The organism is Candidatus Villigracilis proximus, assembly GCF_016717045.1.
GTDB classification, from domain to species: Bacteria; Chloroflexota; Anaerolineae; order Anaerolineales; family Villigracilaceae; genus Villigracilis; species Villigracilis proximus.
Window position 1 is genome coordinate 163,123 of record NZ_JADJUO010000036.1, and the last position, 22,686, is coordinate 185,808.

Consider the following 22,686-nt stretch of genomic DNA (forward strand, 5'->3'; position numbering starts at 1 on the left):
ATTTTTTGGTAGTATACCAGACTACCGCTCATGTATAATTCATACACCTCGTCAAAGGAGAGTGCCATGTACGATAAAAAAAAGCTGGATGAATTAAAAGGTTCGCTCGAAAAGTGGGAGAAAACATCGCTGCAAAAAGCATTGTCACAATTGCCCGAGCGTCACCCTGAGGATGAATTCCTCACAACTTCATCAGAACCGATCAACCGACTTTACACTCCGCAGGATATTTCCGCACTCGATTACGAATCAGACCTCGGACATCCCGGCGAATATCCCTACACACGCGGCGTCCACCCGACTCTGCATCGCAGCAAGCTGTGGACAATGCGGATGTTCGCCGGCTTCGGCACTGCGGAAGAAACCAACAAGCGCTTCAAATACTTACTGGAACAGGGTCAAACAGGATTGAGCATTGCCTTCGATTTGGCCACTTTAATGGGCTATGACACCGACCAACCCGAGGCGCTGGGTGAGTTTGGTAAATGCGGCGTGGCCATCTCTTCATTGAAAGATATGGAGATTCTGCTCGAAGGAATTCCACTCGATAAAGTTTCTTCCAGTATGACCATTAATTCGCCCGCTTCCATTATTTGGGCCATGTATCTGGCTGCCGCTGAAAAACAAGGCATCCGTCTTGACCAGTTACGCGGCACTACACAGAACGATATTCTCAAGGAATTCATCGCACAAAAGGAATTCATCTTCCCGCCCGAACCTTCCATGCGATTGGTCGTGGATACAATGGAATATGGCGCGCAAAAAGTTCCGCAGTGGAATACGATCTCGATCAGCGGATATCACATCCGCGAGGCAGGTTCCACCGCCGCGCAGGAATTGGCGTTCACATTGGCCGATGGACTCGAATACGTGCGCTGGGGCATCGCCCGCGGCATGGATGTGGACGAGTTCGCGCCAAGACTTTCATTCTTCTTTAACGCGCATAATGATTTCTTTGAAGAGATCGCAAAATACAGAGCTGCCCGACGTATTTGGGCGCGTGAAATGCGCGAAACGTTTAAGGCGAAGAATCCGCGCTCGTGGTTATTGCGTTTCCATACTCAAACAGCGGGTGTTTCATTAACAGCGCAGCAACCTGAGAATAATGTAGTCCGCGTGGCATTGCAGGCACTTGCTGCTGTATTGGGCGGGACTCAATCCCTGCACACCAATTCCATGGACGAAGCGCTGGCTTTGCCTTCCGAACATTCCGTGACGATCGCTTTGCGGACACAGCAGATCATCGCTGAAGAATCCGGCGTGACCAATACAGTCGATCCGCTTGGCGGCAGTTTCTTCGTAGAAGCGCAGACAGATAGAATGGAAAAAGAGACCTACGATTACTTCCGCAAGATTGCAGAGTTGGGCGGAGTCATTCCTTCGATTGAAAAGGGATTCTTCCAGGGCGAGATCGCAGATGCGGCCTATCGTTATCAGCGTGAGATTGATAAAGGCATCCGCAAGATCGTGGGAGTCAATGCTTATGCGGAAGATAAACCTTTCACCATTCCCATTTTGAAGATGGACCCCAACGGCTACACCCGCCAAATCTCGCGATTAAATGAAGTCCGCAAGACTCGTGACAGCGGACGTGTCGGCCAGACACTCGATAGATTGCGTGTGGCCTGTCTAGGCACCGAAAACACCATGCCGTATATTATGGAGTGCGTCCATGCGTATGCGACATTGGGTGAGATCGTCGGAGTGATGAAAGAGACTTTTGGTGAGTATCAGGAACTGGCAGTGATCTAGCAGTCTTTTGGGATTGCGGACTTTAGTCCGCTTTTTTTTCAGCAACCGCGGACTGAAGTCCGCAATCCATTTTACGCAAAGGTGAGTTAATAAAAAAGATGGACAGTCATTCGACTGTCCATCTTTTATTATGCTTCTTTTTTCGCCAGTGCTTCTTCTCTGCGCCGTTTCAATAATTTTTGAATCCGCACATATTTTTCACGCGAGAGCGGATACGACCACGCCAGCGCGATGGTCCCGGCGAGGACGATCGCGCCAAGTACTGAAACCATGAGTCGAATTGCAAGTAATGCTGAATCTGGCTGTGTGAATTGAGTCACGCCATCCGGCGGGGATTGATAACCAGACCAGCCCAGTGTTTGCAGTGTAATGAAGATCACCAGCGCCCCAGTCAACTTGCGGATCAGCGTGCGGATGCCGTAGTAGATTCCCTCCTGCCTGCGGCGGGTGCGGAGCTCATCCCATTCGATCACATCCGGCAGAATGGAGTCAGGCAAAATATAAGCCGCCGAAACGCCAACTCCAGCCAGTGCACCGATGAATAGTAAATAATTTGTGTTTCCCTGTGGAATGGTAAAGATCATAACCTGCACGATCACCCAAAAGATCATACCCAATATATAGGCTTCACGCTTGTTGCGAGTTTTTGCCAGCCATAACCAGAAAGGCACAAACAAAATACAAACCAACATCATGATGCCAAAAAAAGCGGATTCAAGCGCGAGGTCAATGCCAAGCACATTTACTTTGGCCAGTAAATTTCCGTCTGATACCCAATACAATAGAAAATAAGGAAAGATGATCGCGATCATGTCCACTGCTGACCAGTTGAACATGTAAATGCCCGCCGCATAACGGAATGGAATATTCTTCCACGCCACGCGCAGAGTTTCACGAAAGGGAAGTTCTTCCTGTTCTTCAGGGACGAATTTTTCACGCACGAACCAGCCGATAAAGAAAAGCGGAATCGCGCCACTCAATCCGAAGATCGCGCCTGCCAGCATAAATCCCTGCTGCTGTGTGCCGCCCATGCGAATCACTTCATCCACGATCATGGGCGCGGCAACCACTACTGCGATGGCACCTAATAATTGAAACACCGTGCGAAAACTCGAAAGGGAGGTGCGCTCATCGTAGTCACGAGTCAGCTCGGGGTTAGGGAAAGATACGGCATCGCCACCAGAGTCGTCAATGTGTCTGAGATCATAAATGCCAAAGTCACATAAACTGTCAACGCGATCTGGCTTTCCCAATTTGGCGCGGACCATAGAATCACAAAACTTAATCCGAATGGAAATGCGAACCATAACAAAAATGGGCGGCGCCTTCCCCAACGGGTTTTCAGCCTGTCGCTGATCATGCCGATCAACGGATCATTGATCGCATCCCATACAATGCCGACCAACGCGCCGATCGATGCCAGCCGCGGTTCAATGCCGACCACATCTGTAAGATACAGCGCGTAGAAAATGGAACGCATCATACCGATACTTGAAATCCCCCAGTCGCCGGAACCATATAAAAGTTTTAACCAAAATGGAAGTTTTCTTGTCATACCTGTAATTTCTCTGGGAAGGATTTGTGCAAGTGTAGCATGGTTTTCCAAACCACCGCCTTTTGCGGGCAGTAAGATAAAATAGACTTTATGTCTTCACTAGCGGATAAGCTTAAATCACTCGGCGTTAAAGTTGGGACCTCGCATCTCGCTCCGCCCCAGCCTGACAGCCATTCGATTGACTCTGTCGTGGCTGGGAGTTTTCGCAATACGCCGCGCGGCGAAGCCTTCATTGCAGAACAGGTCTTTGAAAAAGATTATCTGCATGGAAAGACATCCTATCTTTCATCCTTCCCTCTTTCCATAATAGCAGAATGGGCCAACGATCCGCGTATTGCGGAACTGCCGATCGATAAATTTGCTTTCCTTGATACTGAAACATCGGGCATGGCAGGCGGCACCGGCACGTATGCCTTCCTCGTCGGGGCGGCACGCATCGTGGATGGGAAGTTTGCATTGCAGCAATTCTTTTTACGTGATCCGTCTGAAGAACCTGCCATGCTTGAAGCGCTGATTGAATTTCTCGCGCCTTGTGAAGCCCTGGTGACATTCAACGGCAAATCTTTTGATGCACCATTATTGACCACCCGTTATAAATTACATCGCATTCCCGTGCCTTTTAAAGATTATGCTCATCTTGACCTGCTGCCCCTTGCGCGGCGTTTATGGCGAGACAGGCTTCCCTCGCGCGCGTTGAAATATCTCGAAGAACACGTGCTGGGATTTACCCGCACATCTGATGAAGTGCCGGGCTATGAAATTCCGTGGTTGTATTTTGATTATTTGCGCACCCGTGACGCTCGTCCGCTGGGCGGAGTGTTTTATCACAACGCGATGGATGTGGTTGCGATGGCCGCGCTGCTGGGTCACGTCAGCGAGTTGATCGCGGACCCATACAGCGGCCGCGTGGAGCATGGACTTGATTTCGTCGCGCTCGGTAAATTATATGAAGACCTCAATCGTTGGGACGAAGCCGCCCGTCTCTTCGAGCGTGGACTCGAGATCGGGTTAACAGAATCAGATTTCGGCGTGGCAGTGAAGCGGTTATCCATCCTCCAAAAAAAGCGCGGAGACGTGGAGCAAGCTCTTCGGCTGTGGGAACAGGCCGCAGAGAAGGGTCATATTTATGCGCACATTGAACTGGCAAAATATTACGAACATAAAAAGCGCGATGTGAAAACATCAATTCAATGGGCAAAATCCGCTCGAAAAGAAGCAGAGCGCGCAGACCTGCCGCTTTATATTCGCAAGCATTGGTTTGAAGAGATCGACCACCGGCTGGCGCGGCTGATGCGAAAAGCGGGCTTATAATTGGCAATTACTGATCAAGAGGAGCATTCAATGGAAATTACAATTTCGCAAGAACAGGGGCGTGTCACTGTTTCGGTGATTCACATTGCCGGACATTTGGACGGGCAGACTTATCAAGACCTGATCCAGGAAGCGCGCAAAGTGATCGACGCGGGCATATTCCATATCTTATTAGACCTCAGCGATCTCACCTATATTTCCAGCGCGGGACTGGTTTCCTTACACACCATCGCTTTATTAACACGTGGAGAAAAACCCGCCAATCCCGAGCAAGGCTGGGCAGCCATAAAATCAATGGACAGCACACGCGAAGGCGGTTTGCAAAAAAACCTCAAGCTGCTCAATCCGCTCCCCGAGGTTACAAGTGTTCTGGATATGGTTGGCTTCTCTGCGTTCTTTGAAACCTTCACTGACAGGAAAACCGCGATAGACTCTTTTTAGTTAATGTTAATACACAGCGATGCAGCAATAAACTGCATCGCTGTTGATTCTGACACATGAGGTTATTTATAAATGAAACGCACAACCGGCAACCTTATCATTATTACACTTGTTGTTCTTACTCTTATCATCTGGCTGGTTTTTCCGCCCATCAAAGACGGCGCTGAAAATTACGCGCGCGCCTACGCGGGAGAAGTGATCGGGTCGATGGTGATCGTTTTGATGGCCTGCTCGTTGTTCATCTCCACCCGCCCGAAATGGGCCGAGCCGTTCTTCGGCGGATTGGACAAGATGTATGGCACCCATCGCCGAACCTCAACCGCCGCATTTCTCTTAATGTTCGCGCATTTACTGATCGTGCCGATCACGATCGTAAATTTACGCCTTGGGAATTATCTGGCAATGATCGCCTTTTTAGGCATCGTGGCGATTGTCCTGCCAACGCTCGCACCCCGGATTCCATTCTTAAACAAGTTAACCGGCAACACCTACGAAGGCTGGAAGAGTCTGCACCGTTATATTGGCATCTTCTTTATCATTGGCTTTATTCACTCACTAACCGTGAACGCGCCGAGCGCCTTCATCGGCATTAGCTGGACGCAAATTTTCTTTATCATCGGCACGGCTTCCTATTTGTATACAGAATTCTTCGGGCAGTTCTTCAAAAATATACAGCCTATACCGTGGAAGCCGTGAATCACCCCAACCCATCCACAACCGAGGTGGTCTTGCGCGCAAAGAAAGACTCGATCCAGAAACAACGCGCCGGACAATTTTTGTTCGTACGTTTTCCAAAGGAAAAACCACTGGCCGAGTCACATCCCTTCACGATTGCCAGCGCGCCGCAGGAGGATGTGCTGCGAGTGACGATCAAGGCTTGCGGCGATTACACCCGTCATTTATTCAGCAATTTACAGGCCGGCATGGACGCGGTCGTTGAAGGCGCATACGGAATGTTCGACTATAAAACCGGCGGCCAAAAACAGATCTGGGTGGCAGGCGGAATTGGTGTGACGCCGTTCCTCTCGTTCATTCGCAATCTGGAAGCTGATCTTGCCTTCGATATAGATTTCTACTATACGGTGCGGCATCGCGAAGAAGCCATCTTTGTGGATGAGATCAAAGCCGCCGCAAAGAAGAATCCACGCTTAAAGGCGCATGTCCGCTTCTCAGCCACAGACGGCTCATTGACCGTGGAAGAGATCGCCAAAATTGCCGGCGGAAATATCAGCGGTCACCATGTCTATATGTGCGGTCCGCTACCGATGGTGATGGCTTTTGAAAAGAAGTTTGTCGAAGCAGGTGTGACAGCGGGCAACATTCATTATGAAGAATTTAATTTCAGGTAAACATCATCCCAAACTCAGGAGAATTCCATGCAGATCAATTTTTCCAGGCAAGAAGGCCGCGTCCCGGTGACCGTTATGCAGTTAATGGGTGATCTCGACGCATCGAATTACACAGATGTAATTACCAAAGCACAGGAAACCTACGATAACGGCACACGCGACCTGTTGATCGACTTAAGCAAAGTGCCTTATGTCAGCAGCGCCGGTTTAATGTCTTTGCACGCGGTTGTGCTGATCTTTGCCGGCCAATCGATGCAATCAAAACAAACAGGGCGTCCCTCGTTCCGCTCGGATCAACGCCGAACGTGACGGCGCCGTGCGCCAGCATGTGAAATTGCTCAGTCCACAGGCCGCGGTGGATCAGGTATTGGATGTAGTGGGCCTGAAACTTTTTTTTGATATTTACACCGACCTTGAAAGCGCGATCCAATCGTTTTAAAAAGACGAATGAAAAAGAGCCGCGAGAATTTTTCTCGCGGCTCTTTTTCATTTATAAATTAATATTCTACAACTCAAACAACCCATAGCCCGTGGACATTGTCCCAGCTTGATAGCGGACTTCGCCCCACGCAGTATATCTCGTCTCCGAGAGGACATTGCCCGAGGCGTCGGTGATTAAGGCTAGTGCTTCCGAGGTGGTCAGTCAGCATGTAGGTGAGAACGTTATTTTTACGCATTGCGATGCGTTGAGTCCCAGCATAATAATACTTGGTCACGACTCCATTTGCCACCTCGTAATGATTGCCGACGAAGTAGGTGGTCACAGCAGCCTGTCCTGAGCCTGCCGAAGGGCCGATGACTGATTTTACACGTTGTCCATTGCCATCGTAGGTGAAGGTGACGATTTTAAATTATTCGGAGATTGAATACTCCCAAATCTGACCATCATTATTAGGCAGTTCAATGTATTTTGCCGCGACAATTTTTTCGTTAGTGATCCAAATATAATCTGCAAATTCACCTTCCTTAATTAGGGAAAGCGTTTTATCAATGATCTTATATCTCCAAAGTCCACAGATTAACTTACGCCCGATACACCCTCTGAATAATAAATACTGATTATTTGGAGACCAGACAATTTTGCCCGCATCCGCAACACCCATTAATTCCTGCATTGGTTTTAATGTGTTTGGATCCATAAAGTATAAGTCGTAATTGACGTTGTATCTTGGGAGTGCGTTTTCTTTTATGCCATAGGTGGTCGCAAAAAAAGCGATTGTCTTTCCATCTGGAGACCAGGCTGGATGACGAGCAGCCCCAGTCCTTTCTTTGCCTTCAAGATAATCTTTTAAATTCCATGTTAATCCGCGATCTTCAATCTGAATATCCATTGGAGATATTCCATCAGGCGTCAGCCAATATATAGTTCCTGGGTAGCCAGGTCCTGTTTCTTGCACCCCAAAGTCATATCAGATTCCACGAATAGAATTTTGGGCGATCTGCCTGAGTTAATTTACCAGCCACCAACCGCTCAAGTTCTCCTGTTTGCCAGTTATAAGCATAGATTGAACGATTGGTGGAGAGGAAGCCTGAACTGGAAGAGTTGTCACGACATACTTTTAATAATCCCAGTCTTCCATCCGGCAAAATACTTACAACTTGAAAATAAGAGTATGTTGTGCATTTTGGATCGTCTTCGGGGTTAAAAGGAGTCACACTATCTTCTCCCTCATAGGCAAAGGAGATGCTTTTTTCGAGAGGTAATGTGTTAGATGTAAATCCTACTATATGATTATTTATATAGACAACATGTTCGTAATACCCTACAGGAAATAATAATAAACGCTCAGCGATCGTTACTGAAGTTATTTGATTATTTGGCATGCAAGAGACAACAAGCGTCAGTGCAAATATGACTAAGACAATCTTGGCTATTTTCATATCAAATATCCTTCTTATTTATGCAAAAGGAGATAAGCTACTATGCTCACTGGAGGAACATTTTGTCCAAAGATAGGGATTGTGCTGCTAGTATCCATAACAAACCCATAGACTGCACCTACTGTGGGTGTCATAGTTGCGGGGTCTTGTCTAACACTTAGCGCACTACGATAGACGTTTCCAACCTCAAGAAACAACGTTTCTCTAGTTGACGGGGTCTGCAAATGCCATTGAGCAAGCAACTTGCCATAACTAGTTCCAGCTCCCTCTGCTGCGCCCCATTTTTTAAGGGTCTCATTACTGGCACCTGTAGACTTGAAACTTTCAAAAAAATCAAACCATGCTTTATCTGCTAAATCAGCGTGAAAATACAATCCCTGAATATAGTTTTTATCTTTAGACATAGCAAGGCCATTTTGAATACTTGCTAGAATTCCAGCATCTGTCCAGGAAGCCCAGGTACCAGGTGCGCCGGTATTTGTAGCAGTAAAAATCACTAGGATTCCATTAATATTGGTAAATTCCTGCACTAAATCAGGGTCTTGAGATTCCAACATACTATTAAACCAATCTCGTCTTTGCTCAATGGTTGCATCGTTGAGGTCATCTGGTGTACAGGTAAAACTTCCATTGAATGACCCGGTAGAGACACTACATCCACTAACCTCGCCATCGCAATCATCCCAATCATCACATGATGGCGCGTGCCCACTCGGATCCGTATAGCGGACAGGGTTATTATTCACATACGCATATCGGTCATATCCCTGCACGCCGGCTGGGACGATCGTGTCCGCTTGGGCAAAACGTCCTAACACGGGGTCCACCCATCTTGCGTTGAAGTATAGCAATCCGAAGTCACTGGCGTATGAATATTGACCATTGAATCCATAGCCCATGGACATTGTCCCAGCCTGGTAGCGGACTTCGCCCCAAGCATACCGAGATAAAGAAGGATTGCGAGATTTCTTCTCACGATCCTTCTTTATTTATTAATAAATTACTATTCGTTTCAAGCAAGGCAAATTAAACGCTTTCACCAAAAAGACCGCCATTTGCGCGCGAGTTACAGAATTATCAGGGCAGTAATTTCCATTACCGCAGCCTGAAGTGACTCCCTCAACAGCTAACTGTTCGATCCATTTATCTGACCAGTAGCCCACTGGCACATCAGTAAAGACTCCAGATGCATTTGGGGGCGAGTAGGATGATCCATGTTTGGCTTTCAGCAGGAAGATCGCCATTTGCGCCCGGGTGACTGCTGATTCGGGGCAGTAATTCCCACCACCACAGCCACTGGTGATGCCTTCAGCCGCGAGTTCTTTGATCCAGGCGGCTGCCCAATAATCCACAGCTACATCGCCAAAACCGGTAGTGATTCCCACAGCAGGCGGGATGTAGGATGAGCCATGCATACCCTTCAATAGGAAGACCGCCATTTGCGCGCGGGTGACTGTGGCATCAGGACAATAGATACCAACACCACAGCCGCCGGTGATGCCGGCGTGATACAAACGCTCAATGTAGTTATTTGCCCAATAAGTTAATGGTACATCGGTAAAAATATGCGATTTTGTTTTAGAGATGAAAATATCAGTACTACCTGTACTGACCATGTTGTATATACTTGTACCAGGATCAAAATCAACCACAACTGAAAAATCCCCGGTTGTATAAATATTGTCATTAAAATCTAAAGCAATACTTCTGCCAATATCATCGTTTTCTCCACCCATCGCCTCTGCCCAAATAAAATCTCCATTTTTATCTAGTTTGGAAATAAAGATATCACTATAATTAATATCATGACTGACAAGATTAGACGTACCTATACCGGGGTCAAAATCAGCAGTATGTGAAAAATACCCTGTTGTAAAAATATTGCCTTTTGAGTCCACTTCAATACCAAAGCCTTCATCAGCATATATCCCGCCCAAGTTTTTTGCAAAAATAAAGCGACCATCATTACCCAGCTTGGAAATGAAGATATCACTGTAGCCATTACTTGTCAGAGTGAATGTATTTGCACTGGGATCGAAGTCAACGACATCTCTAAAGTAGCCCGTAGTATAGATGTTACCATCTGTATCTAAAGTAATATCACGTACCCAATCTCCATCTGTTCCACCCATGCTTTTTGCCCACACAAAACTGCCGTCACTATTTAGCTTAAGAATATAAATATCCGTGGCAGGAGGATGAGAAATAAGATTCAATGTATCTGGTCCTGGGTCAAAGTCAGTAGTGCCAAGAAATATTCCGGTTGCATAAATCTCTCCATTTGAATCTACAGCGATGCTATTGCCGTAATTATATATTCCGGAATTTATACTTTTTGCCCAGACAAAATTACCATTGTTATCCAGCTTTGAGACAAACGTCTTGTAGGTTCCTGAGTTGGGCAAAATAAATATATCGGGGCCTGGGTCAAAATCGGCATCCATGCCGCCAAACAAACCTGTTGTATAAACATTACCATTTAAGTCTACAGCAATACTATTGCCGCGTTCAAATTCCGTTCCACCCATATCTTTTGCCCAGACAAAATTTCCATTGCCATCAAACTTGGCGACAAAGATGCCCCCATTGCCAGTCAGGTTAAATACATCTTCACCAGGATCAAAATCCGTTACGCCGCTAATCGCTCCGGTTATAAAAACATTACCATTTAAATCTACTGCGATACCATTTCCTTCACTCATAATTAATGCAGACCCCATATTCTTTGCCCAGATAAATTTTCCGTCGCTATCCAGTTTAGAGAGGAATATATCTGCAGTTCCTACGGAGGTTAAGTTGGAAGTACCTGGGCCGGGATTAAAATCAGCTGTATAAGAAAAAGCCCCCGTTGTATAAACATTGCCGTTTGAGTCAACTGCAATATCTTTACCATAGTCAAAAGCTGTTCCACCCATGCGTTTTGCCCAGAAGAAATCTCTGCTTTCATAAAGCGGGCTACCTAAAGATTCTGCTTCTACAGCAGAAAGAGTAAAGCCTGTGCTGATGACTATAAACAACAAAATAAAAAATGTAAAAATATTGAGAATGGGTTTTGAATAGGTTTTCATGAAACATATCTCCGTATATAAATCTGCTCAATTACCGCATTATTCTTAAGGCAAATTGAATGTTTTTACCAAAAACACCGCCATTTGCGCACGTGTGACCGAACTATCAGGACAGTAATGCCCAATACTACAACCACCCGTAATTCCTTCAACAGCAAGCTGTTCGATCCATTTATCTGCCCAATACCCAACTGGTACGTCACTAAAAACACCTGAGGCATTAGGAGGTGAATAGGACAATCCATGTTTGGCTTTCAAAAGGAAGATGGCCATTTGCGCCCGGGTGACTGTTGAGTCAGGACAGTAGTTCCCACTACCGCATCCGCTGGTAATGCCTTCAGCCGCGAGTTGTTTGATCCATGCGGCTGCCCAGTAATCGACTGCCACATCACCGAATCCAGCATTGCTGTTTACAGCCGGCGGTGTATAAGAAGAACCATGGATACCTTTTAATAAGAAGACCGCCATCTGTGCGCGAGTCACCGAGTCACTTGGACAATAAATACCATTACCACACCCGCCTGTAATACCAGCACTGGCAAGACGTTCAACATACTCGTTTGCCCAGTAACTAATTGGCACATCAGCAAAGATTGGAATAGCCGTGGAAATGCTATAAATATAGGCTGCACCAGAAAGACTGTGTGTACTTAATGAATTATTCGTCTCATCCCCGTCTACTCCAGTAGCGTTACTGTCCTCCCCAATTGCACCTGATGCAAGGGTATTGCCATCAATCGCTACTGCAATTCCAAAGTTATCATCTGCCTCAGAATTGGAAGATTTTACATAAGCTTGTTGACTCCAGGTTGTTTTGTCGCGGATAAAAACGTAGGCAGACCCTGATTTAAAGGCGCCATGTTCCAGTTGATTCCCATTTAGACCAACTCCATCGCTATTTTCCTGCCACGAGCCTACTGCGATCATATTGCCTGAGATAGAAACAGTAGATCCGAATAGATGACCAAAGGAGGCATTTGATGCCTTTAAGTAGGCTTGCTGGCTCCAGGTTAACCCATCGCGAAAAAAAACATAAGCTGCTCCTGCATAATTGTGCAAATTATTCGTCTGATCCCCGTTTACACCGGTAGCGCCACTGGCTTCTCCTTGTGCCCCAACGACAAGCGTGTTGCCAGAAAGTGAAACTGCAAAACCAAATCGATCAGCAATCCCAGTATTAGAGGCCTTTAAGTAAGCTTGCTGATTCCAGTTTGTTCCACTGCGTGTAAAAACATAGGCGGCCCCAGAATCGGCAGCTAAATTACTCATCTGGTTTCCGTTTACACCAGTAGCATTACTGTCTTCATATGGGGCTCCAATCACAATGGTATCGTCGTAGACGGTTACAGAACGACCAAATTCATCCCCACCTGCCCATCCATCACTCTGTATAATTTCCGTATTGGAAGCCTTTAGATATGCTTGTTGTGACCAGGTTGTCCCGCTGCGAAAAAAGACATATGCAGCCCCGGAACTATTTGTTGAATTGTCTGCCTGATTTCCATTTACGCCGGTAGTATTGCTATCTTCTTCAGGCGCCCCTACCACGATTGTGTCGCCATAGATTGATACAGCTTCCCCAAAAGAATCATTGCCATGCATGTTCCATACCTGAGTATTCGAAGCCTTCAGGTAAGCCTGCTGGCTCCAGGTTGTCCCATTTCGAACGAATACATATGCTGCACCAGCATCATCGGCTGTATCATCCGACTCTTCTCCGTTCACACCTGTGGCGATACTATCTTCGCCAGGTGCCCCAACCACAATCGTATCGCCATAAATTGAAACAGCTTCCCCAAAAATATCATTTCCTATTCCTGTATTGGAAGCTTTCAAATAGGCTTGTTGACTCCACACATTTCCACTACGGGTGAACACATAAACCGCTCCAGCGCCGTTTGCTGAATTATCCATTTGATTTCCATTCACGCCGCTGGCTATACTGTTTTCCCAAGGCGCCCCAACTACAATCGTATCTCCAGAAATTGCAATAGACCATCCAAAAAGATCCCCACTCCCGGAATTGGAGGCTTTCAGATAGGCTAGTTTACTGCCTACACTTGTGGCTGCAGCAACAGGCAATAGAGCTTTAACCTGTGCCCAATCACTTGAATTTAATGTTGATTCAACCGCCTGCACAGACGGAACAAACACCGCGCTGCCAAGCAGAGACGCCAGTAACGCGATAAGAGTAAAAATGTTGAACATTAATTTGGAACGAGATTTCATTGTATAGTCTCCATATAAGGTAGATAATCTTATTTTTTCTGCGGCATTAAATAAATATATTGCCTAGGGACATCAGAGATGATTGTCATAGTGAGCCAGCCGTCAGATTGGTGGATATTAAACAGATTAAATAAAAAAACATATCTGTCGCTTCTTTACATTTTTTGTGGGTTAGTCTTATATTTCCCCCACTCGTATAAACAACATATTACGCCCCGCAATAAAAAAAGTCAAGATTTTTAGGAATAGATTTCTTGCATAACTCCATTTTCTTCCGCTAATCTTCGCCAATTTACTCGATTTTTTTTAAAAATTCGCCCGGATTAGCATAAATTCGCGGAGATTTTTTGCAAGAGGTCTAATAATTTATGGTTTTGCAAGGTCCCAAAACGCGAACTTCAAAAAGAAGTTGGCCCCTTTTGTGTTAAGCAGACGGCTTAAAATCTGGGGATGGTTAATAAATTTGGGAAAGAATCATACAGAACAGCTTATGCAAAAAGCCGTAAGGCTCTATAATGGAAACGCGTCTGAAAAAAGCAGTATATCAAACAATTTGTGAGGGCATCATGTCTCGAAGAAAAAATAGAAACACGCGAACCCGCAGCGGACTTTCCGCAGTTTTGCGCAGACCTGCTGTGCAGTTGGCGATCGTAGCCATTGTCGCTTTTGTCGTTTATCTGATCGCGTCAGCAGGCGGGAGCAGCGCCGGTCAGGGAAGCCAGGTCACCGTGGATCAAGGCTATCAGATGTATCAAGAAAGCGGCGTATTCGTTGTGGATGTGCGCACCCAGGAAGAGTGGGACGAGTATCACGCACCCAACACCACACTCATTCCATTGGACGAACTTCCGAACCGCTTAAGCGAAATTCCAAAGGACAAGGAAATCCTAGTCATCTGCCGCTCCGGCAACCGCAGTCAGGAAGGACGCGACATTCTACTGGAAGCAGGCTATAACGCCACCAGCATGTCCGGTGGATTAAAAGAATGGTACACCAAAGGCTATCCGATTGACGGTGCGCCAGCGCAATAAGTCTCTAAAAATATCACTCGCCCCGAAATTAAGGTTTCGTGGGCGAGTTCGTTTTTAAACGTAGGTCGCTTTGTGCGCTGATTCACGCTGACAAATGCGTGAGTCAGCGTCCAAAATTAAACTCGGGATGCGTCATATTTTATTGGCCTTTATCGTAACTACCCGGGCTGTTACTTTTTCATCTCAAACGCAGACCCAAAGGTTTTTACAGAGAACTCTTGCGAAAAAACCGTGGGGCTGTTTTATAAGTCAAATTGATCACCGCGATCCCTAACGAACCCTTTAAGCTATCACTTACATTAATGGTTATAATCCCACTGTGCAAAAGACAACATCCCCCCGCCCGTTATCCCGTTCTCTAATTCTAAGCATCGTCATTGGCATTTTACTGATCGTCGTTTCCAGCATGGTTCCGGCTGGCGTCTTCACCTGGCTCTGGGACAAGCTCAACATCTTCGCCACCGTCTTTCTCGGAATTTTCATCGAGGCAATTCCCTATTTATTATTGGGGACGCTCGCCTCAGGCCTGGTGGAGGTTTTTCTCGACCGCGATCAAATGAGCAAATGGATCTCACATCGTCCTGTCGCAGCCGCAGTTGGCGGCGCTTTCATGGGCATGATCTTCCCTGTTTGTGAGTGCGGAGTCGTACCCTTAACGCGGCGTCTTTTTAATAAAGGACTGCCGCTCTCCGCCGGAATCTCATTCTTACTGGCCGCGCCGGTCTTGAATCCCATTGTAGTGTTAAGCACCGCCGCCGCTTTTGGCTGGGGCAACATGCTTTTCTGGCGCATGGGCGTCAGCCTGGTGATCGCCATCGTCGTAGGACTCGTCTTCTCGGTCGAGAAAGATCCGGCCAATGTTTTACGTCCCGTATTAACCCTCTCGCACGAACACGATCACCCGCGCGAAGCTCACACATCCTTTATTGAAAAAATCCGTCAAGCCTTATTGATCACCGCCGATGAATTTTTTGAAATGGGACGCTACCTGATCCTCGGCGCAATGCTCGCCGCCGCGTTGCAAACCTTCATCGCGCAATCCTCCCTGCTATCCATTGGCAGCGGTCCCGTGTTATCGGTGCTCGTCATGCTCGGGTTGGCGATCCTGCTTTCGATCTGCTCCACAGTCGATGCCTTCGTCGCCCTGGGCTTCATGGGCACATTTAGCTTCGGCTCGGTGCTTTCCTTCCTCGTCTTTGGCCCGATGGTCGACATAAAAAGCATCATCATGTATTCGCAGGTCTTTCGCCGCCGCTCGGTGACGTATCTTGTCGCCATTCCATTTATGATGAGTCTGCTGGCGGGCGTCATCTTTAATTATTTACAGCCCTAGGAATCAGCCGTATGCAAAAAAGACTTTATCGTTCCCTGCAAGCTCTGCTCCTGCTTGGCATGTGCATTCTCCTTGCATCCAAAGCCGCCAGCGGACAATTAACCTATTACATCAACCAACGCTTCATTCCGCTGACGATCTTTGGCATCATTTTTCTGGCTGTACTCGCCCAAACCATGTTTGCCGAGATCAAACGTGCGCGTCAAAACACGGCAAATGATGAACACCACCACGAACACGATCACGCGCCCGCTTCTGCAAACCTATGGTTCATGCTCGTCCCGTTGCTGATCGGCGTCTTGATCCCCGCGCGCCCGCTGGATTCATCCGCTTTTGCCACAAAAGGCTTTAATACCAATTCACCCCTGGTCAGCGCAGATTCATCGGCGCAGCTTTTTGAAACCGACTCAGAGGAACGCAACATTCTGGATTGGATCAAACTATTTAACTTTGAAACAGACCTCGCGCAATTTGAAGGCCAAAAAGCATCAGTGATCGGCTTCGTCTATTTTGATGAAAGCCTGGGCAAAAATCAATTCTTCGTCAGCCGCTTTGTCGTTTCGTGCTGCGCCGCAGATGGTTTTGCGATTGCGATGGTTGGAGAATGGCCGCAAGCCTCCACGCTTACACAGGATTCATGGGTATTGGTCAAAGGCACGATCAAATCCATAACCATTAACGATCAAACCGTGCCATTGATCCTCGCTGAATCTGTGCAAGCCGTTCCCGCACCCGAACAGCCCTATCTATTCCCATGAAAAAACAAAAACGAAGCCCATCTTTCGATATGGACACCGTGGCGCTCGGTGTCCTCACCCTGCTGACAGTTCTATTTGGCATAGTGGTCTTTCTCGGAACGCAGGCAGGAATCCGCGTCACAGCAACCCTGCCAGGGCAAAGTCTGATCGGGCCTTTCCAAAAGATCAAACTGACATTCTCCGAACCGGTGAATCCTGATCTGGCGGCATCGCTCTTTTCCATCCAGCCTGCCGTAAATGGAAATCTCGAATGGCTCGATGAACGCACCCTGCAATTCGTTCCCATTGAACCCTTTCAACCTGATGCAAACTACAAATTAACGCTGCGCTCCGGCGCACTCACCGCAAAAGGCCGTGTGCTGAAAAATGATCGAAGCTGGGAGTTTAACGTCCGCGAACCGCTGATCGTTTACCTCAACACAAACGATAATCAAAGCAGTTTGTGGATCATGGATTTAAACAACAACCCCGCGCAGCAAATCACACCGGTAGATATAAAAATCATTTCCTTCGACGCTTCCGCTGATGGCGAGTTCATCATCTTCACATCGACAAACACACAAGGCGGCATCGACCTGTGGCAGGTCAGCCGCGCCGGCAACGATGCCTACATCCTGCTTGATTGCGGACGTGACCGCTGCACCACGCCAGCCATCGCCCCCAACGGCATGCGCATTGCCTACGCCCGCGAAGCGGCAGGCCCCGGGCCCGATCTTCCCTTCGGCTCACCGCGCATTTGGATTCTGGATCTGCAAAGCAAACAAAACAGCCCGATCTATGAAGACCAGCAAATATTGGGATACGGCCCAACCTGGTCACCAGATTCAAACAAGATCGCATCCTTTGACGGACTCGCCGATCAAATTCGTCTGCTTGATCTCGCAACCGGCAAACAACTTATTTTCCCATCCAATACCGGCGGCCCGATCACATGGTCGGCAGGCAGTACAAAATTTTTATTCACCGACATTCAACAAAATGAAAACGGATTGATCACCCGCGTCCGTCTGGCAGACCTCACCTTAAACGATACCTCCACTGTGCTCGGCGAAAACGACAACCGCGATTACTCCTACTACTCACTGGCCTGGTCGCCTGCTGACGATTCTTTTTTGCTGGGACTTCGCACCAGTGAAGAAAAACCCGCGCAGGTCTTCGCGGTGATCGACCTTAATATTCTCGATGGCATCATCATCGCCGATCAGGAAGATTACACCTACAACTCACCGCGCTGGAACCCGTGGGGCACGGCGCTGATCTTCCAACAATTTAAATTACATGGCGCATTCAAACCCGAGATCGGTTTATGGAAATCCGGTTTCAGCGAACCCCTCATTCTCACACAAGGCATCATGCCGCACTGGCTTCCATAAAAATGAAAATAAAAAAAATAAGTTTTATCCTCTTCTTTATTCTCTTACTGGCAGCTCCCTCCAAAAAAGCAGCAGCACATCCCGCCGATATTTACGCCCACACGCTCAACGTGGCACTCGCCCCAACCGGCTTGCAGATCAAATGGGATATAAAACCCGGCCCCATGCTCACCTCGTACTTATGGTACGAAGTGGATGCAGACAAGGATGAAATTCTCACCCAACAGGAAGTGGACGACTGGGGACGCATCCGCGCCGCCCTGCTCACTGCCACGCTCGACGACAAGCCTTTATCTCTGCTGCTAGAGTCTGTGCAAATGCCCGCAGACTTAAATAGTTTTCAATCAGGGCAGGAATTTATCACCTTCAACCTCTCAGCCAAATGGCCGCGCCCGCAGGATGCCGCCAATGTCCAACGCCTGATTTTAGAGAACGGCCTTGAGCCAACAAAATCCATCAACTGGTTTTATCTTTCCACCGTTGAAAATACAGCCTTTCTATTTCCCAGCCAAAAAAATAACGCCATCGCCATTGATGTAATTCAAGACAAAACACCGCTCAGCGATCAAAGCAAACTGCTCACCTTATGGGATAGCGGCACACCCTCCCTGCCTTTTGGTCAGGAAAAGATGTTGTCACCGAAACTGCCGAACAGGTCGTTCCTGAATTAGCCGAAAGAACCCCGCAGGAAATTCTGCTTGAGCTTGTCCGCAGAGAGGAATTTTCTGTCTCCTTCTATATATTTGCGCTGGGCATCTCTCTCGCACTTCGGCGCATTACACGCGCTCACACCCGGTCACGGCAAAACCGTGGTCGCTGCTTATCTGGTTGGGTCACGCGGCACAGCCTGGCACGCAGTGGTGCTTGGCAGTGTGGTCACATTGACTCACACCGGTTCGGTTTTCCTGCTTGGCATCATCACGCTCGCCGCATCACAATATATTCTACCCACCAGCATCATCCCCTGGCTTGAAATTCTCTCCGGCTTAATGATCGTTGGCCTGGGATTTTATCTCTTGTGGCAAAGGTTTCTCTTCTGGCGCAAATCAACCCTGCCCGCGCCTGAAAAACCCACGCGAAAAATTTCATTAACTCCTTTTTCAACACCCTCCAAAAAAACGCCGGGCGCGGTCAAAATTCAAAAACTCCCCGAAAATTTTCATCACCACGGTGACGGAAAAATGCACTCGCATGAAGTTCCCGAAACCATCACCTGGCGTTCGCTCATCACCCTCGGCATCAGCGGCGGACTCGTCCCATGCCCCGATGCAATTGCCATTTTACTGGTGGCGATCGCCCTCAACCGCATCTTCCTCGGGCTGGCGTTGATCATCGCATTCAGCCTCGGCCTCGCCATCGTCCTGATCGTCATCGGACTGTTAATGGTCAGCAGCAGCCGCCTCTTCAAACGCATGGACTCATTTAACAAATTCGCGCCATTCATGCCGGTCGTCAGCGCGTTGATCGTTTTGATACTGGGCTTCGGCCTAACCTATGGCGCATTCACGCGGCTTGAGAGTGGATCAATGTCATCGTTAACCGAAGCAGGCATAACGGCGGATGAAGCGCAGGTCGTCTATCTCAACGATGATGAAAATGAATATAAACAACTTTATGTGATCGACACACAAGGCAGTGATCCGCGCCAATTAACAACAACAGCAAAAGGCGTGGTCGATTTTGCGCTCTCCCCCAATCAAAGCCAGATCGTTTACGTCGAACAGACAGAAGCGCTGGACTATGATCTCTGGCTGCTCAACCTGGACACCACTGAAAATAAATTGATCGTTCCCTGCAAACAGGTGATTTGCAGCCAGCCGATCTGGTCGCCGGATGGAAACCATATCGTTTACGAATACATGTCACTCGATGGCGGCGCATCCTCTTTATGGTGGTTCGATATCGCAACCGGCAAGGCGCAGCCCGTATTTCAAGAAGCACTTTTGCCGGGCACAAATCCGCGCTGGTCACCGAACGGTAAATGGTTAAGTTATGCAACGCCCGAAGGGATCCGCTTGAATCAACTGGAAAGCGGTGAGAGCCGCATCATTCCGAACATTCTCGGCGCCGCCGTGCAATGGTCGCCGAACAGCGAATCCATTCTGCTGCGGGATGTGGTCATCAAACACGATCAATTTGTGACACAGCTTTTTCTTTACGATCTCTCTTCTGAAACGCTCGTTAATGTCAACGCGAATGACAGCATGGAAAACATCCTCGCGGCCTGGTCACCTGACGGTGAACATATCGCTGTGGTAAGGCGCGACCTCGCTGTTCCGCGCGGCGATCAGATCTGGCTGATGCGCGCCGATGGCAATGAGACACACGTGATCACCGACACGCCCTCCGTCCTGCACGGAACTTTGAGCTGGTCGCCTGATGGTAAATATATTTTGTATGATCTGTACCTGCTTGATTCCTTCCCGCTTCAATCGCGGCTGGAAATGATCGAGATCAAAACCGGCGAAATCACCAACCTGGAAGTCTTCGGCTACAACCCGAAATGGCTCTGGCAAAAATAAAAGACCTCTTGACTCTTCGCTTTTTCCCTCGTATACTTATTGACATTGATTTTCAATAAAGAACAGAGTAAAAATGTCCGCTAAACTGTCGCTTGACCAATTCCACGAAAATGGTTATCGCATTACCAAGGCGCGCGGCGCCGTGGTTGAGATCGTGGAAACATCCAACCGCGCCCTCACGCCGGTTGAAGTGTACGACATGGCACGCAAGAAATACCGCGCGCTTGGCCTGGTCACTGTTTATCGCACACTTGAAAAACTCGAAGAGCTTCACCTCATTCAACGCGTGCATCAACCAATGAGCTGTCAGGCATTCATCTCGGCCGGGCACGGTCACCAGCATTTGCTGCTCTGCCAAAACTGCGGGCAGGCGACTTTCTTCGAAGGTGATGACCTGGATGTGTTAACCAAATCAATCGCCAAAAAAACCGGTTATCAGATCAATGAACACTGGCTGCAACTCTTTGGCCTGTGCGCGGCCTGCCGCAAAAACTAATTCCCTTATACAAACCGTCAGTGAAAAATACTGGCGAATGTAAAAAATTCAACAAGTCCCTCGCCAGCCGGTGGGGGACTAAAAAAAGGACACTAAATGAAAAAGATTATCAATTCCATTATTGTAATGACGACACTCGCGGCTCTTTTCTTAACCGCATGTGGATCAACCCCACCCAGCGACTCTGCTGCTGTGACAGAACCCGCCGCCGTAGGGACTACGTCCATCAACGTCCTCGCCTCCACCTCCTTCCTGGCAGATATCGCCCAGAATGTTGCAGGTGACCGTTTGACTGTTGCCTCCCTGCTGCCTTTCGGCGCAGACCCACACGCCTATCAAGCAGCTCCCACTGATGTGGCAAAAATTGCCGAAAGTAACCTGCTGATCCTAAATGGTGTGGAGTATGAACACTTCATCGAGCCTTTGTTGGAAAATGCCGGCGGCGAACGCCCGATCGTTGAAGCAACCAAAGGGTTGGAAGTAAATCAAATGGCTGAAGAAGCCGGTCACGAAGGCGAGGAAGATCAGCTCATCCCGAAGCTCACGCCAAACAAGTCTGCGAACAATTGGATGGAAAGACTGCTGAAGAAGAAGTTCAATCCGGCGTAGATGCCGCATCCGCAGTGGAAATGCACGGCGAAGAGGAACATGCCGAAGGTGAACACGCCCACGAACGCGAAATCATCACCATCAAATTGAACGCGCAGCCGGATGGTTCTTTTGCCGGCTACCTGTCCTGTTTGACGCTGAAGCTGAAGAAGGCTATGCTTTCACCTCTCCCAAGGGAAACATCGCCGTTAGTGACATGACGGAAACAGCATTGGAACTCGAACAGGCTTTGGAAATGGATTGCGCTGGTATGACACAAGGCGGCGTCTACAAACTGACTGTTGGTGAATACATCGTCGCTTTAACAGGCTTTGAAACAGAAACCATCGTATTTAGCGCCGCGCCGGTTCATGCCCATGTGGAAGGCGAAGCAGGTCACGATCATAGCGCGGGCGACCCGCACATGTGGCTTGACCCGAACCTCGTCATCACCTATGTGGAAAATATCCGTGATGGATTGAGCGAAGTAGACCCCGAGGGTGCAGAGACATACAAAGCCAACGCTGACGCGTATATTGCCGAACTCAAAGACCTGGACAAATGGATCGTCGAACAGGTTAACACCATCCCGGCAGAACGCCGTTTGCTGGTAACCAATCACGAAGCAGTGGGGTACTTTGCAGAGCGCTACGGTTTTGAGATCGTCGGTGCGGTCATCCCCAGCCTGAGCACTGATGCGGGAACTTCAGCCAAAGAAATGGCAGCCTTAATCGAACAGATCAAAGCCACAGGCGCGCCTGCCATCTTCCTCGGTGAAGTGGAAAATGCCGACCTTGCGAATCAGATCGCCGATGAAACTGGTGTGAAAGTAGTGGATAACCTCTACCTCGAAACCCTGACCGATGGCGCTCCCGCCGCGACCTACATCGAGATGATGAAGCACAACGTCACCCAGATCGTTGAAGGTTTGAAGTAAATACTCTGTAACCCCAAAGACAGGGAGCCGCAAACTCCCTGTCTTTTTATAGATTTTCTTAT

The 22,686-nt window shown here is 48.1% G+C and carries 22 protein-coding genes and 1 pseudogene; 16 read left to right on the top strand and 7 right to left on the bottom strand.

The genetic code is table 11. The features are described from left to right. Positions 1-66: 66 nt before the first annotated feature. Complete coding sequence (locus IPL71_RS24475; RefSeq protein ID WP_345326212.1) at positions 67-1,752, top strand: acyl-CoA mutase large subunit family protein; 1,686 nt, start codon at positions 67-69, stop codon at positions 1,750-1,752. Positions 1,753-1,880: 128 nt separating this feature from the next. Here the strand turns inward: IPL71_RS24475 and IPL71_RS24480 are convergent. After that, positions 1,881-3,307: pseudogene (locus tag IPL71_RS24480) on the bottom strand (MFS transporter). Positions 3,308-3,397: 90 nt separating this feature from the next. Here IPL71_RS24480 and IPL71_RS24490 point away from each other — a divergent pair. From IPL71_RS24490 to IPL71_RS24510, 5 genes are all read left to right on the top strand, one after another. Beyond that, complete coding sequence (locus IPL71_RS24490) at positions 3,398-4,618, top strand: ribonuclease H-like domain-containing protein (RefSeq protein ID WP_345326216.1); 1,221 nt, start codon at positions 3,398-3,400, stop codon at positions 4,616-4,618. A 30-nt stretch (positions 4,619-4,648) separates the two neighbouring features. Further along, positions 4,649-5,059 carry an STAS domain-containing protein gene (locus tag IPL71_RS24495; RefSeq protein ID WP_345326218.1) on the top strand — a complete coding sequence of 137 codons (411 nt, stop codon included), beginning with the start codon at positions 4,649-4,651 and terminating at the stop codon, positions 5,057-5,059. Positions 5,060-5,131: 72 nt separating this feature from the next. Next, positions 5,132-5,755 carry a ferric reductase-like transmembrane domain-containing protein gene (locus IPL71_RS24500; protein WP_345326220.1) on the top strand — a complete coding sequence of 208 codons (624 nt, stop codon included), beginning with the start codon at positions 5,132-5,134 and terminating at the stop codon, positions 5,753-5,755. Beyond that, complete coding sequence (locus IPL71_RS24505; protein WP_345326222.1) at positions 5,752-6,408, top strand: ferric reductase-like transmembrane domain-containing protein; 657 nt, start codon at positions 5,752-5,754, stop codon at positions 6,406-6,408. The genes IPL71_RS24500 and IPL71_RS24505 overlap by 4 nt, the downstream gene beginning before the upstream one ends. Positions 6,409-6,435: 27 nt before the next feature. Beyond that, a complete protein-coding gene (locus IPL71_RS24510) occupies positions 6,436-6,717 on the top strand; it encodes an STAS domain-containing protein (RefSeq protein ID WP_345326224.1) in 282 nt (93 codons plus the stop codon). 203 nt (positions 6,718-6,920) lie between these two features. Here the strand turns inward: IPL71_RS24510 and IPL71_RS24515 are convergent, their stop codons facing one another. The 6 genes from IPL71_RS24515 to IPL71_RS24540 form a co-directional block, all read right to left on the bottom strand. Further along, on the bottom strand, positions 6,921-7,172 hold the full coding sequence (locus tag IPL71_RS24515; RefSeq protein ID WP_345326226.1) for a hypothetical protein: 252 nt from the start codon (positions 7,170-7,172) through the stop codon (positions 6,921-6,923). Positions 7,173-7,259: 87 nt separating this feature from the next. After that, the gene (locus IPL71_RS24520; protein WP_345326228.1) at positions 7,260-7,739 is read right to left on the bottom strand and encodes a TolB family protein; all 480 of its coding nucleotides are present in this window, start codon (positions 7,737-7,739) and stop codon (positions 7,260-7,262) included. Between the two features lie 73 nt (positions 7,740-7,812). Then, positions 7,813-8,289: a hypothetical protein gene (locus tag IPL71_RS24525; protein WP_345326230.1), complete on the bottom strand. Its 477-nt coding sequence runs from the start codon at positions 8,287-8,289 to the stop codon at positions 7,813-7,815. Between the two features lie 14 nt (positions 8,290-8,303). Next, positions 8,304-9,278, bottom strand: coding sequence for an RHS repeat-associated core domain-containing protein (locus tag IPL71_RS24530; RefSeq protein ID WP_345326342.1), 975 nt, complete (start codon positions 9,276-9,278; stop codon positions 8,304-8,306). 3 nt (positions 9,279-9,281) lie between these two features. Next, on the bottom strand, positions 9,282-11,357 hold the full coding sequence (locus IPL71_RS24535) for an SBBP repeat-containing protein (RefSeq protein ID WP_345326232.1): 2,076 nt from the start codon (positions 11,355-11,357) through the stop codon (positions 9,282-9,284). A gap of 45 nt (positions 11,358-11,402) precedes the next feature. Continuing rightward, positions 11,403-13,586, bottom strand: a complete 2,184-nt coding sequence (locus tag IPL71_RS24540; RefSeq protein ID WP_345326234.1) for an S-layer homology domain-containing protein — start codon at positions 13,584-13,586, stop codon at positions 11,403-11,405. Between the two features lie 566 nt (positions 13,587-14,152). On the opposite strand from IPL71_RS24540, the gene IPL71_RS24545 reads away from it, so the two are divergent. From IPL71_RS24545 to IPL71_RS24590, 10 genes are all read left to right on the top strand, one after another. Then, positions 14,153-14,617, top strand: coding sequence for a rhodanese-like domain-containing protein (locus IPL71_RS24545; RefSeq protein WP_345326236.1), 465 nt, complete (start codon positions 14,153-14,155; stop codon positions 14,615-14,617). Between the two features lie 319 nt (positions 14,618-14,936). Further along, positions 14,937-15,950 carry a permease gene (locus tag IPL71_RS24550; protein WP_345326238.1) on the top strand — a complete coding sequence of 338 codons (1,014 nt, stop codon included), beginning with the start codon at positions 14,937-14,939 and terminating at the stop codon, positions 15,948-15,950. An 11-nt stretch (positions 15,951-15,961) separates the two neighbouring features. Beyond that, positions 15,962-16,708 carry a TIGR03943 family putative permease subunit gene (locus tag IPL71_RS24555; RefSeq protein ID WP_345326240.1) on the top strand — a complete coding sequence of 249 codons (747 nt, stop codon included), beginning with the start codon at positions 15,962-15,964 and terminating at the stop codon, positions 16,706-16,708. Next, entirely contained in the window at positions 16,705-18,081 is a 1,377-nt protein-coding gene (locus tag IPL71_RS24560; RefSeq protein WP_345326242.1) for an Ig-like domain-containing protein, read from the top strand. Before IPL71_RS24555 ends, IPL71_RS24560 begins: the two co-directional genes overlap by 4 nt. Before the next feature lie 2 nt (positions 18,082-18,083). Continuing rightward, positions 18,084-18,752, top strand: coding sequence for a hypothetical protein (locus tag IPL71_RS24565; RefSeq protein WP_345326244.1), 669 nt, complete (start codon positions 18,084-18,086; stop codon positions 18,750-18,752). Between the two features lie 27 nt (positions 18,753-18,779). Next, positions 18,780-20,603: a HoxN/HupN/NixA family nickel/cobalt transporter gene (locus IPL71_RS24570; protein ID WP_345326245.1), complete on the top strand. Its 1,824-nt coding sequence runs from the start codon at positions 18,780-18,782 to the stop codon at positions 20,601-20,603. 73 nt (positions 20,604-20,676) lie between these two features. Beyond that, on the top strand, positions 20,677-21,099 hold the full coding sequence (locus IPL71_RS24575; protein WP_345326247.1) for a Fur family transcriptional regulator: 423 nt from the start codon (positions 20,677-20,679) through the stop codon (positions 21,097-21,099). 96 nt (positions 21,100-21,195) lie between these two features. Next, positions 21,196-21,708 carry a metal ABC transporter substrate-binding protein gene (locus IPL71_RS24580; protein ID WP_345326249.1) on the top strand — a complete coding sequence of 171 codons (513 nt, stop codon included), beginning with the start codon at positions 21,196-21,198 and terminating at the stop codon, positions 21,706-21,708. A gap of 20 nt (positions 21,709-21,728) precedes the next feature. Beyond that, a complete protein-coding gene (locus IPL71_RS24585) occupies positions 21,729-21,908 on the top strand; it encodes a hypothetical protein (RefSeq protein ID WP_345326251.1) in 180 nt (59 codons plus the stop codon). Further along, positions 21,905-22,624, top strand: coding sequence for a metal ABC transporter substrate-binding protein (locus IPL71_RS24590; protein ID WP_345326253.1), 720 nt, complete (start codon positions 21,905-21,907; stop codon positions 22,622-22,624). Before IPL71_RS24585 ends, IPL71_RS24590 begins: the two co-directional genes overlap by 4 nt. Positions 22,625-22,686 lie beyond the last annotated feature (62 nt).